Origin of the sequence: Chamaesiphon sp., from assembly GCF_041737865.1 — a bacterium.
GTDB lineage: Bacteria > Cyanobacteriota > Cyanobacteriia > Cyanobacteriales > Chamaesiphonaceae > Chamaesiphon.
Genome location: NZ_JBGSQZ010000138.1, coordinates 1 through 12,771, shown reverse-complemented (window position 1 = coordinate 12,771; position 12,771 = coordinate 1). Strand labels below are relative to the sequence as shown.

Sequence of the window (12,771 nt, the reverse complement as noted above, 5' to 3'; positions counted from 1 at the left end):
GCCTAATACCTATAAAAGACTTACATCAGTAATAAATAATTATGATTAGTATCAGACCTGACGAAATTAGTAGCATCATTCGCCAGCAAATCGAACAATATACCCAAGATGTCAAATCATCAAACGTCGGTACCGTCCTCCAAGTAGGAGACGGGATTGCCCGCGTTTATGGCTTGGATAAAGTCATGTCTGGGGAACTCGTCGAATTTGAAGACGCGAGTGTCGGCTTGGCTCTCAACCTCGAAGCCGATAACGTCGGTGTGGTATTGATGAGCAACGGTCGGAATATTCAAGAAGGTAGTGCCGTCAAAGCAACTGGTAAAATCGCTCAGATTCCTGTTGGTGATGCGATTATCGGTCGGGTAGTCGATGCTTTGGCTCGTCCCATCGATGGCAAAGGCGACATCGCTACTACTACCACTCGCCTGATTGAATTCATGGCACCAGGGATTATCGAACGTCGTTCGGTATATGAACCCATGCAGACCGGAATTACCGCTATTGATGCGATGATTCCAGTTGGTCGCGGTCAACGGGAATTGATTATTGGTGACAGACAGACTGGTAAAACTTCGATCGCAGTTGATACGATCATCAACCAAAAATCTGAAGATGTAGTCTGTGTATATGTAGCGATCGGTCAGAAAGCCTCCACCGTTGCCAATATCGTCAACGTCCTCGAAGAAGCTGGCGCGATGGCTTACACGGTCGTTGTAGCTGCCAATGCCAACGATCCTGCGACCCTCCAATACTTCGCACCTTACACTGGTGCAGCGATCGCTGAGTACTTCATGTACCAAGGTAAAGCGACCCTGATTATCTACGATGACTTGTCCAAACAAGCACAAGCATATCGCCAAATGTCCCTGCTACTCCGTCGCCCACCAGGACGTGAAGCATATCCTGGCGACGTATTCTACATTCACTCCCGCCTACTCGAACGTGCTGCCAAACTCAGCGACGAACTCGGCGGTGGTAGTATGACAGCCCTGCCAATTATCGAAACTCAAGGTAGTGACGTATCTGCGTATATTCCTACCAACGTAATTTCGATTACTGACGGTCAAATCTTCCTCTCCTCCGACCTGTTTAACTCTGGTCTTCGCCCCGCCATCAACGCTGGGATCTCCGTATCCCGCGTAGGTTCCGCCGCACAGACCAAAGCGATGAAAAAGGTCGCAGGTAAACTCAAGCTCGAACTCGCGCAGTTTGACGACCTCCAAGCCTTCGCTCAATTTGCATCCGACCTCGACCAAGCGACCCAAAATCAACTCGCTCGTGGCGCGCGCCTCCGCGAAATCCTCAAGCAGCCTCAGTACTCCCCTCTATCTGTAGCCGAACAAGTTGCACTAGTATATGCGGGATTAAACGGCTATCTCGACGATATCGCCGTCAACAAAGTCACTGGTTACACTGCTGCACTCAAAGACTACCTAAAAAATAGTAAACCTGAGTACGCTCAAACCATCAAAGACAACAAAATGCAGCTTACTGATGAAGCAGAAGCCATGCTCAAAGCCGCACTAGTCGAATGTAAGAAATCCTTCTTGGCCACCGCTTAGAGGATATCCACAGCTCGAAGTAGAACCGTAGGGGTGCCCCTCGTGGGTACCCGAACATTTACAGGTACCCGCAAGGGATACCCCTACTGAGTTTAATTATATAGACATCTAAAAAATCAGCATTAATATTTAACACCTAAATATTCACGGGTTCGACTCGATTGCTTTACCCACAGAATTAAGCATGTCGATGCACTACGGGATATCTGAAATTAATCCACTCTACTCTCTACTCTCTACCCCCTCTTTACATGGCTAACTTAAAAATTATTCGGGATCAGATTGAATCAGTTAAAAATACTAAAAAAATTACTGAAGCAATGCGCCTAGTCGCAGCCGCAAAAGTGCGGCGGGCGCAGCAACAAGTCGTTGCAACTCGTCCATTTGCAGATAGATTGGCTCAAGTTTTATATAGTCTCAAAAGTCGGTTAACCTTCGCTGATGCTACTTCGCCTTTTCTGCAACAACGGGAAGCAAAATGCGTAGGGATCTTGGTAGTTACAGGCGATCGCGGTCTATGTGGCGGTTATAATAGTGCCATCATCAAGAAAGCCGAGCTTCGTGCCAAAGAACTTAAAGCGCAGGGTTTGGATTACAAGTTTGTCACCGTCGGACGCAAAGCTACTCAGTACTTTCAACGTCGTAACCAACCGATTAGTGCCGACTATACGGGACTAGAACAAATCCCTACGGCTGTTGAAGCAAATAAAATCGCTGACGAACTGCTCTCTTTGTTTCTGTCCGAAGGCGTTGATAGAGTGGAACTAGTCTACACAAAATTTGTCTCGCTGATTGCTTCTCGCCCTGTCGTTCAGACATTACTACCCTTGACTCCTCAAGGATTGGAAGTTCCAGATGATGAAGTGTTCCGCCTGACTAGTCGCAATGGTACTTTCGCCGTCGAGCGCGATAAATTAGACACATCCGTGCAACCTCTACCTAGCGATACGATCTTTGAACAAGATCCCAATCAAATTCTGGATGCACTCCTACCCCTGTATCTAAATAATCAACTCCTCCGCGCCCTCCAAGAATCTGCCGCCAGCGAACTTGCCGCGCGGATGACAGCGATGAATAATGCTAGCGACAATGCCAAACAATTAATCGGCTCATTGACTCTCAGCTACAACAAAGCCCGTCAAGCAGCGATTACTCAAGAAATTCTGGAGGTTGTCGGCGGTGCTGAGGCACTTCAAGGCTAGATCGATTTATTAATGTTATCAAAATGTGTCTGGAATTAATTTCAGGCACATTTTTAGGTATTGGCATTGATAGCGGCACTCTGGATAATATAACTTTTCCGAAAGTCCGAGGTTGACTTGCTCAGAAGTCGGGGAGCTGACTCACCAGTGATTATAGATTTGTAGAAATCGCGCCGACGGGACAAGTCGGGATACACTGCTCGCAGACGATACAACGCGATCGCGTGAAATTGAGCTTGAAGGTATCTGGTTCTAAATTGAGAGCTTCAGTCGGACACACGCCAGTACACAATCCACAATCCACACAGACATCCTCATCGACAAAGATTTCCTTATTAGCTGTGGAAACTTGGATACCTTGAGAGCGCATCCAATCGATCGAAGCATCGAGTTCGTCAATGTCTCCAGCTAGTTCTACTACTAGCTTGCCGATTTGGTTGGGTGCTACCTGAGCGCGAATGATATTTGCAGCGATGTTAAAATCTTTAGCCAGTCGATACGCAACTGGCATCTGAATCGCTCGTTTAGGGAAGGTAAGAGTAACCCGTTTTTTCACAGTGGGAAGGCAGTAGCGATCGATTCTATTTTAGAGCGTAAATGGGCGTTGCTGAATTTGGGTATGAAAGAGGGGGAGACTGGGGGAAAGAAATGAGAACCTAATTTCCATCGCCTAGTTTAAATACTGGTGCGTTATGGCTTACGCCTAACACACCCTACAGCCATTCACCATCTACCCATTCACTATCCACCATCCCCCTTAAAATCCGATTTACCACCCGTTTTACTAATCAACCGGATATTTTCGATTTGCATCGACTTCTCCAATGCCTTAGCCATATCATATAGAGTCAGAGCCGCGATCGATACCGCAGTCAGAGCTTCCATTTCCACACCAGTTTCAGCTTTAATCGTCACTGTCGATCGAATTTGGAAACCTGGTAACTCTCGATCGGGTGTGACAGATACTAGTACTTGACTCAGGGGGAGTGGATGACAAAGTGGAATCAGATTAGCTGTTTGTTTGGCTGCCATGATGCCTGCAATTCTCGAAATACCTATGACATCACCTTTGGGTGCATTACCCGCCAGAATCGCTTCTAGGGTGCTTAGAGACATGCGGACTTGTCCTCCAGCGACTGCGGTACGCTTCGTCACCGCCTTTTCTGCGACATCTACCATCATCGCCTCACCGCGATCGTTCAAATGTGTAAGTTGGGAATCCGATGGAGATCCAACAGCTTCAGAAAAATTTTGCATGTTTTGATAAAGGTATGTTATAGTTGAGGACGGACAAGGGCAAGTAGCTCAGTGGATAGAGCTTCTGACTACGGATCAGAAGGTCGGGGGTTCGAATCCCTCCTTGCTCACTAGTTTCGATCGCCGTCATCGGACTCGATCGACCCAAATATCTCTCAAGAGTTTCCTCTTGGGGGATATTTATTTATTAGCCTCGATTTATTTTGATTCAGGATGGGTATTGGGACAAGGATCGCCACCCATTTGATTGATTTTGCCAATCATCTGATACAGTTTACCAAAATCGCGCCTGTCAAGTTTGAATGTAAGCCGAGGTAAATGGGAAATCGAGTCTTCCAATTCGTCATCTAGAGCCGTAGTTTGGACGATTCTACCGCTAGAAACTAAACTACCAAACTCTCGATTGAGCAATTCTAGATCTCGATCGCTAATCGCCATCTTCAGTCGCATCACAAATTGTTCGCCAACATAACGACTAGAGTGATACACCTGATAAAAAGTCCGAATCACTTCCGCCGCCACCTGAATATCATCAGTAATCGTATACAGATTTAGATCCCCTACACCAATCAATCCCGTCGCGGCTAGATTCTTGCGGAGATAACTATCCCAGTCTCGCCAATATGTACCACCAGGGCGATCGATCAGTACCATCGGTACGGGGCCATACCGACCAGTTTGGCACAATGTCAGCGTCTCCAGTGCCTCATCCTGCGTGCCAAATCCACCTGGAAACAGGGCGACAGCATCACTTTCCCTCAGGAAAAATAACTTCCGCGTAAAAAAATATTTGAACGGGATAGATTTTGGATCTCCAGCGATATATTTATTCGCGCCCTGCTCGTATGGAAGCTGAATATTCAAGCCAAACGAATTTTCAGCCCCCGCTCCGGCATTCGCTGCTGCCATAATGCCGCCACCAGCACCAGTAATCGTCATGAAGCCCTGCTGGGTAATCGCTTGTGCGAAGTCATAGGCAAGTTGATACTCTGGAGCCGTATCATTGGTTCGGGCAGAGCCAAATACCGCCACCTTCCGAATGTGTCGATAGGGATGAAATACCTGAAATGCACGCTCCATATCACCGATAGATGCACTGAGGATCTTCCAGTCTAATCTGTCGATCTCTGTTTCAGATAGCCGTAAAATCGTCTCTAAAGCACGTTGAATCCATTTACCGTGGGTCATGCTCGGCAAGCGATCGATCGTGGCTAATAGGTCATTTTTTAGGTCAGCTAGATCGTCCATAGGTTTGATTCAAAATTATTTAGCCTGCTCTTGACCAATTACTAACATCTACACATAGAAAAGCGTCTCTAGCTAGATTCGGCTAGAGACGCTCACCACCCATGCCAGTATTCCAAGCTGAGTGTAATATTCTGGCGATTGGGACTGTAACACTTTGGTGGGCGTACAATTGCTAAAAATAGTCAGGGGTAAACTGACACTCATGTTCGCCCCTGCGGTCTAAGTTAACTGACTGGAGGTGTCACGATCTAGACTTTTCTAACGAGTCGTAATACTATACGCCAATCGATCTCGATCGCAATTTAGAGATATTTTTCGACAGTATTAGAAAGAGTTGCTTTAGGCACTGCTCCAACTACCGTATCGACTTTTTGACCACCTTTAAAAATCATCAGTGTGGGAATACTCCGAATCCCATATTGACTGGCAACATTGGGATTGTTGTCAGTATTGAGCTTGAATACTTTGATCTTGCCTTCATACTGAGCGGCGATTTCGTCAACTACAGGGCCGACCATTCTACAAGGCCCGCACCAAGGTGCCCAAAAATCTACTAATACTGGAATTTCACTATCCAGAACATCTTCCTTAAAAGAACCGTCTGTAACTTCTACTGCTGACGACATGACTCCAATCCTTTTTACCTAGGTTTGCTCGGTTTGTATGCAATTTTACCATATGTAAACAGTGGCTAGTGTCTAGTAGGTGGTGTTATTGACAAAGGTTTAGATATCAATTTATATCTAAACCTTTGTCGTGCAGATCTCTTGCCGATACCCTACAGTCACCCTAGTTGCTAATTTAAGATCGCTATAGTTACGAGCTAGTAAGTTTCAACGTGCCAACGACCAGCACGTTTGAGTTGGCTGCGGTATTCAGACCATTTGACATCAGACTTAATTGCTGCATTTGTCAGCGCAGCGTCGATGCCTGTTTCCATGCCTTTGAGTCCACAGATGTAAACATGGGTTTTTTCTTGCTGAATCAGCGACCATAGTTTATCAGCGTTTTCGGCGATCCGATCTTGGATGTACATTTTGCCACCCTCAGCATTTTTCTGTTCGCGACTGACAGCATAGGTGAGCTTGAAGTTATCGGGATATTTTTCCTGAATTTCTTCGAGTTCGTCTTTGTAGAGAATGTTGGGAGTTGTCGCTACTCCAAATACTAGCCAAGCTAGACCTTTGAAGCTGTAATCGGGGTTAGCATGACGTTCGTTGTCTTTGAACATCCGCCATAGGTAAGCACGAAAAGGTGCAATCCCAGTTCCTGTTGCCATCATGATGACGTTGGCTTCAGGGTCGTCAGGTAGCAGCATTTCTTTTCCGGTTGGGCCAGTGATTTGAATCTCATCCCCAGGTTTCAGACCGCAGATGAAGCTAGAGCACACACCTTCGACTTCTTTGCCAGTTTTCTCGTCTTTGTACTCTAGTTTGCGGACGCAGAGGGAGACAGTTTTGTCATCGACATCATCGCCGTGACGGGTACTAGCGATCGAATAAAGGCGAATTTTGTTATTCTTACCTTTAGCATCTTTACCTGGGGGGATAATCCCGATACTTTGTCCTTCAAAGTACCGCAAATCTCCAGCAGAGATATCAAATTTGACGTGTTGAACCATGCCAATTCCGCCATCAGCCAGGAGTCCGTCATTGGAGACACATTTACCAACAAAAGGAGCATTGGGACGGTAGATGTTAACAGGGACATCTGCATGTTTTTTGGCTGCGGGGGCGACGGCGACTTCCGTTGGCGCGGATGCGCTAGTTTCGACAAGTTCGGTAGTTTCAATCGACATTGGTTCGGTACTCTCCACAGAAGTTGGTTCAGACTTAGCTTCAAAGGGACGAATGCTGAGAATTTTACCGCCTAAACTGGCAATGCGCCGCATTTCTTGATTCATCCGTTGATAAGGTACGGTGATAAATGAGCTACCACTCCGACGAATCTTACTATCGGCTGCATTGGATGATTGAAGATCTCGCAATCCGCTCACTTCATAAATATATAGACGACTATTAGCTGCTGAATTACCAGCACTACCGCTCAGACTTGGATTGTACATAAGTATTTTGTATCTCCGAACCCCAAATATTAAATCATATTATAACTTTAGTTACTTCAAAGATCGCTCGGTCGAACGATCTCTCCCAGGTATAAAACCAGGCAGCAGACAATCTGCAATATCTAAACATATCCCAGCCAGAATACCGTAGCTGAGTCCGATCGCACAAGAGTGATACGGACGAGGGCAGAGATTTGGATCGATGAGGTAAATTTAGATACCCTTCGATCGATGCGCGTGGTAAAGCCAAGCACGGCAGCAGCGGCTCAGGTGACGCTCGAAGTGGGCTGAGATTGACACTAATTAGGCTATGATGTTGGCTGAGTATAGTTTTGTATCATAATTGTGTCCGATCTGGGAATTGTTAATCTAACCCTACCTATCGTTATAAGATGTATTGAAATGTACAATTTTCTACCATATCGATCGCGGTCGTGCCCGATTCGAGTGATAATTGCACCAGGATCGACCGAAACCAATCTGAAAATTGGGTTGTTTTTGGGTCGATAGGGGTGGCGGATTAAGGTAAAATTTTACTTCAAAGAACTAGAACTAGATACTTCCTAAAGAATTTTAATATAAGAGGATAGCTATGACCAGTAAGGTAGATCGTGTGGTAGTAATTGGCGTTGCTGGAGACTCCGGTTGCGGTAAGTCAACGTTTTTACAGCGGATTATCGACTTGTTTGGAGAGGATTTTGTGACGGTAATCTGTTTGGATGACTACCACAGTCTCGATCGATACCAGCGCAAAGAGCAAAAAGTGACAGCACTCGATCCGCGTGCGAATAATTTTGACCTGATGTACGAGCAAATTAAAGCTCTCAAAAGTGGTCAAGTTATCGATAAGCCAATTTACAACCATGAAACTGGTTTAATTGACCCCCCTGAGAAAGTCGCACCCAATCATGTCGTAGTAATCGAAGGATTACATCCACTTTATGATGAAAGAGTCCGTGGACTGATTGACTTTAGTGTTTATCTAGATATCACGGATGATGTCAAAATTGCTTGGAAAATTCAGCGGGATATGGCCGAACGCGGTCACAGCTATGATGAGGTTCTCGCCGCGATCGAATCTCGTCGTCCTGACTTTGAAGCCTATATCGAGCCTCAGCGCGGTCATGCTGATGTGGTAATCCAAGTATTACCAACTAAGTTGCTCGATGACAAAGAAAGCAAGCTGCTACGCGTGCGCTTGATGCAGCGTGAAGGTGTGTCTGACTTCAATCCGGTCTATTTATTTGATGAGGGTTCGACCATTGACTGGAGACCTTGCGGACGCAAACTTGAATGTCCATACCCAGGCATCAAGATGTTCTACGGCCCCGATGTATATTACGGAAATCCCGTCTCGGTACTCGAAATTGATGGTGAGTTAGGAAATCTGGAACAAGTCAGCTACATCGAGAGCCATCTGAGCAATATTTCGACCAACCATACAGGCGAAATGACTAGTCTGCTGCTCCAACACAAGGAGTATCCTGGTTCCACTAATGGTACTGGTTTGTTTCAAGTGATGGTGGGTCTCAAAATGAGAGCTACCTACGAACATTTGGTCGCCCAAAGTAAGGTAGCTGCTAGAGTTTAATGAGTTAATTTGCAACCTAAATTAGTTTTATCGATCGAAGAGGGAGTCCAGTACTTCCCTCTTTTTTTTGGAGTTATAACAACCGCCAAGGAGATTAGGGCAACACCATTCACCATCCACCATCCACCATCCACCATCCATCCCAGATGTCTAATTTATCACAGGTCAAGAAATAGTTATTCATCAGTATGGCAAAATTATAAAATCCACTCAGATGTGCGATCGCCAAGATCGAGCAACATACTGACAGCTTTACCCAGTCGCGGTCTTTCGGTAGTCTTATCGATAAATTTCTGCACTTGTTCTACACTACCCATCGCGACTAAGTAAGAGCCAATTGTGTCTAAATGAGCGAGATAATCTATCTCTGACAGTGGAAAAGAAGCCTGTTCTTGATATTTCCACATTACCTGCAAATAAATTTTATTTGGAGTTTTTCGCATTTGGACATCATAGGAATAGCCCCATTTGGCAATGATAATTTCTCGTAATTCTTGTCCTGTCATAAGTTAGGGTATGGGGGTTAGATGTCAACTATTTAACTAAGCACGTTAGCTGGCCTGTATTTCCATCTAAAATTGCCTCAACTCCAACAGGTAGGGCGGCATTACAGCCGTCGTGTCCGAAGGGGAGATTGGCGACGATCGGAATTTGGAGGTCGGTGAGTCGATCGCGTAGTACTTCTTCTACTGTAAAGCTAGAAATCCCTTCTGGAGGGTCGCAGTGGCTGAATCTACCGATCGCGATCCCCGCAACCTGTGATAGTGCCCCTGTCAGCCGCCAGTGGGTGAGTAGACGATCGATCCGATAGGGAGCTTCTCCAACATCTTCGATCGCCAGAATTGCCCCAGCTAAATTTGGTTGAAATGGGGTACCGAGCAGATGGGTAGCGACGGTGAGATTGCAAGGTAATAATCTACCTGTTGCCACATTCCCCACCCAGCTATCGCCCTGGAGTGGGGGAATCGCTCGTCCGGCAACTAGATCGAATAATCGATCGCGCGACCAGTCTGGCTCATCTGCTAGAGTAGTTAACAGTGGCCCATGAATGCCGACGATGCCCTGTTGAGTCAGACTCCATAATAAGGCAGTAATATCTGAAAATCCGATCGACCATTTGGGCGCAGCGATCGAACTCCACTGCCAATCTTCCAATAGTCGCATCCCCCCATAACCGCCGCGTACACACAGAATCGCCCGACAGTCTGGATCTTCCCAAGCAGCAGCTAATTGAGCGCGACGTGCTGCATCAGTTCCGGCGAGATACCCCCACTCATCGGTAACTTCCGCCCCCACTTCGACTCGATAACCGCGATCTCGCCAAATTTCTATCCCCCGATCGAGTTTACTTCGATCTCGCAACCTCCCACTCGGAGCAACTACCCGTAATAAATCTCCACTTTTAAGGGGTAAAGGTGTTTGACAAGAGTGAATCATGGGTATTTATAAGATAAGCGGATTTATTTTTGCTAGCGGGAGAGATTAACCAGCGATCGCAGGGTAGAATTTTGATTGACTACCGTGTGGTACTCAAAAATTTCACTCGTCAAAGGTAGACCCTAAAAAATCACAGCATCAGCAAGATTGTGCTGCTAGATCGAATCATCAAGATTAAGCGATCGCCCGAACGACACCAACCATCTCAAGCCATATACCTGAATTGCCATGATAGCGTAAACTATCGGCTGACTGGAGCAACCCCAACCCCATGACCAACCCCATAGCGGCAAAAATCGTCTGCCAAAATCCTGAATGTCAAGCTCCCAATCCCGCGAGTCATAATTTTTGCGCTCATTGTCGGACAGCTATCCCCAAAGTCTACTTATGGACTGTGGGCGAAGATGCCCCAAGCTTGAAAATCGGACAAACGCTAGGGAATAACCGCTATATTGTCGTCAATAATCGGGTCTTATTGGATACTAAACCAGGCTGGCAACCAGAAGTAGTCGATCGAGTCCCCGAATATATTACTCCCTATTTGCGGTTGATCGGGCACCGTCCCCACGTTCCACAAGTTTATGGTGCAGTTGAATTCAGTCGATCGGGGCGAAGGTCTAATACGCTATGGTTATTAGAAAAAGCACCGATTTATAGTGAGGGTTTAGGTGCGGCGCTGGCTGGTAAGGTCATGCCAGAACTGAGTGAGAGCTGGAAAACAGCCGGATCGATGCGTCAGCTCAACTGGCTGTGGCAAATCGCCAATCTCTGGGACTCGATGCAGGTTGAAGGCGTGAGTAAAACGCTCTTACATCCAGAATTGTTGCGGGTTGAAGGTGGGTTATTACGGACGATCGAATTGATGCCAAATGGCAGCTCTACGCCCAAATTAGCCGAACTTGGTAAACTGTGGAAGTCGTGGCAAAAAAACGCGCGGATCGGGATTGCTCAGGTACTGGAGAAAATCTGCGATCGCTTAGTCAAGGAAGATGTGAATACAGCAACCCAGCTGATCGCGCTCCTCGATGAGGCTCTGCGGACTGTGGGTCAAAAACAATTTCTCAATTGTAATTACATTACCCTCAGCCATATAGGGCCGACACGGGAGCAAAATGAAGATGCTTGTTACCCACCCAGCGGCGATCCACTGTATCAAAACACTGGCTACGATCTCAGTCTGGCGATCGTCTGTGATGGCGTTGGCGGACATCAAGGCGGAGAAGTAGCCTCCAGTCTCGCGATCGATACCATCCATCGTCGGATCGAGAACGTCCTCGACAAACCCGAAAATCGCTACCCCGATAGTATTGCGATTCAGATCGAGAATTCGACCTGTGTTGCCAACGACCAAATTAGTCTCCGCAATGACAGCGAAAATCGCCAGGAGCGAGCACGAATGGGGACGACAATGGTCATGACGCTGATCTACGGTCATGAAGCTTATATCGCCCATATTGGCGATAGTCGCGTCTATCGAATTACCCGCACTGGCTGTCATCAGATGACATTAGATGACGATCTGGCAACCAGAGAAGTCCGACTCAATGGAGTATTATATCGACAAGCTCTAGGGATGAGTAGTTCGGGTTCTTTGTTTCAAGCCTTGGGGATGAATTCTTCCACTGCGCTGCATCCAAATATCCGTAGAACGATCCTTGATGAAGAATGTATTTTTCTGCTCTGTTCTGATGGAGTCAGCGATCGCGATCGAGTCGAGCAGTATTGGCAAACCGAGATCCTTCCTGTCCTGGAAGGCAAGGTGGATCTAGCCACTGCTTGTCAGCGAACGATCAATATGGCAAATACTCACAATGGACATGATAATGCGACTGTAGCTCTGGTTCATTGTCAGGTAAAACAACCAGTTGAAGCCGGACAAAATACCGTGCTTCAGGATTTTCCGGCTGATGCGGCTAATTTTGCCCATTCTGACACTCTCCTACTCAGTAGTCCCGAAACCGAGCGTGGAGATCTCGATCGTCAGCGCAATCGGACTGTTGGCGCATCTATCCCGATCGATAAAGCATCGACATCGCTAACGGCTGAAAGCAAAAAGCCCCTAATCATCGGCGCGATCGGTCTGATTTTGCTCATGGCGATCGGTGCTGGGGCTTGGGTGTCTCAAAATAAATCTACTTCTACCCCCAACCCAGTTGTTAGTCCGATCGATACTCCGAAATAACCTTTGTCGATGTTCTGGGGCAAAGGCTGTTAGGAGAATACAGCGATTGAAATCGCCGCTCATGTTGCAAAGTCCGCCTACGCGGACTAATGGGACTTTAACAAAAACTCAAAAGAAATGAGCTAAGATCGAGAGTAGAGAGCAGTTTCACATTGAGAAGACACCAATGAGAGAAACAACCCCCGCCGCAATGCCACCGTGCTTTGAAAGATGGTGCAACAGGTTTG

11 protein-coding genes and 1 tRNA gene are annotated in these 12,771 nt (G+C 46.7%); 5 read left to right on the top strand and 7 right to left on the bottom strand.

What is annotated here, in order from left to right; translation table 11 throughout:
* The first annotated feature begins 41 nt into the window (after window positions 1–41).
* Complete coding sequence (atpA, locus tag ACEW9J_RS09605) at window positions 42–1,562, top strand: F0F1 ATP synthase subunit alpha (protein ID WP_373544903.1); 1,521 nt, start codon at window positions 42–44, stop codon at window positions 1,560–1,562.
* Window positions 1,563–1,813: 251 nt separating this feature from the next.
* Window positions 1,814–2,764 carry a F0F1 ATP synthase subunit gamma gene (locus ACEW9J_RS09600; RefSeq protein WP_373544902.1) on the top strand — a complete coding sequence of 317 codons (951 nt, stop codon included), beginning with the start codon at window positions 1,814–1,816 and terminating at the stop codon, window positions 2,762–2,764.
* Window positions 2,765–2,915: 151 nt separating this feature from the next.
* Here ACEW9J_RS09600 and ACEW9J_RS09595 read toward each other — a convergent pair whose 3' ends face one another.
* Window positions 2,916–3,320 carry an NIL domain-containing protein gene (locus tag ACEW9J_RS09595; RefSeq protein ID WP_373544901.1) on the bottom strand — a complete coding sequence of 135 codons (405 nt, stop codon included), beginning with the start codon at window positions 3,318–3,320 and terminating at the stop codon, window positions 2,916–2,918.
* A gap of 185 nt (window positions 3,321–3,505) precedes the next feature.
* Window positions 3,506–4,021 (bottom strand): cyclic pyranopterin monophosphate synthase MoaC, encoded by a 516-nt coding sequence (moaC, locus tag ACEW9J_RS09590; protein ID WP_373544900.1) that lies wholly within the window; start codon window positions 4,019–4,021, stop codon window positions 3,506–3,508.
* Window positions 4,022–4,058: 37 nt separating this feature from the next.
* Between moaC and ACEW9J_RS09585 the strand changes: the two genes are divergently transcribed.
* Window positions 4,059–4,131 (top strand) — tRNA-Arg (locus ACEW9J_RS09585).
* An 88-nt stretch (window positions 4,132–4,219) separates the two neighbouring features.
* Here the strand turns inward: ACEW9J_RS09585 and ACEW9J_RS09580 are convergent.
* The 3 genes from ACEW9J_RS09580 to petH all read right to left on the bottom strand — a co-directional run bounded on the left by ACEW9J_RS09580 (window position 4,220) and on the right by petH (window position 7,334).
* Window positions 4,220–5,269 carry an LOG family protein gene (locus ACEW9J_RS09580; protein ID WP_373544899.1) on the bottom strand — a complete coding sequence of 350 codons (1,050 nt, stop codon included), beginning with the start codon at window positions 5,267–5,269 and terminating at the stop codon, window positions 4,220–4,222.
* Between the two features lie 302 nt (window positions 5,270–5,571).
* On the bottom strand, window positions 5,572–5,895 hold the full coding sequence (gene trxA / locus ACEW9J_RS09575; RefSeq protein ID WP_015160796.1) for a thioredoxin: 324 nt from the start codon (window positions 5,893–5,895) through the stop codon (window positions 5,572–5,574).
* Window positions 5,896–6,092: 197 nt separating this feature from the next.
* A complete protein-coding gene (gene petH, locus ACEW9J_RS09570) occupies window positions 6,093–7,334 on the bottom strand; it encodes a ferredoxin--NADP reductase (protein ID WP_373544898.1) in 1,242 nt (413 codons plus the stop codon).
* Between the two features lie 592 nt (window positions 7,335–7,926).
* On the opposite strand from petH, the gene ACEW9J_RS09565 reads away from it, so the two are divergent.
* Complete coding sequence (locus ACEW9J_RS09565) at window positions 7,927–8,925, top strand: phosphoribulokinase (RefSeq protein ID WP_373544897.1); 999 nt, start codon at window positions 7,927–7,929, stop codon at window positions 8,923–8,925.
* 197 nt (window positions 8,926–9,122) lie between these two features.
* On the opposite strand, the gene ACEW9J_RS09560 is transcribed toward ACEW9J_RS09565, so the two are convergent.
* Both ACEW9J_RS09560 and ACEW9J_RS09555 read right to left on the bottom strand, forming a co-directional pair.
* On the bottom strand, window positions 9,123–9,431 hold the full coding sequence (locus ACEW9J_RS09560; protein ID WP_373544896.1) for a DUF3067 family protein: 309 nt from the start codon (window positions 9,429–9,431) through the stop codon (window positions 9,123–9,125).
* A gap of 28 nt (window positions 9,432–9,459) precedes the next feature.
* Window positions 9,460–10,362, bottom strand: a complete 903-nt coding sequence (locus ACEW9J_RS09555) for an LD-carboxypeptidase (protein ID WP_373544895.1) — start codon at window positions 10,360–10,362, stop codon at window positions 9,460–9,462.
* A gap of 271 nt (window positions 10,363–10,633) precedes the next feature.
* Here ACEW9J_RS09555 and ACEW9J_RS09550 point away from each other — a divergent pair, with 271 nt between their 5' ends.
* Window positions 10,634–12,544 (top strand): protein phosphatase 2C domain-containing protein, encoded by a 1,911-nt coding sequence (locus tag ACEW9J_RS09550; protein WP_373544894.1) that lies wholly within the window; start codon window positions 10,634–10,636, stop codon window positions 12,542–12,544.
* Window positions 12,545–12,771: the final 227 nt, after the last annotated feature.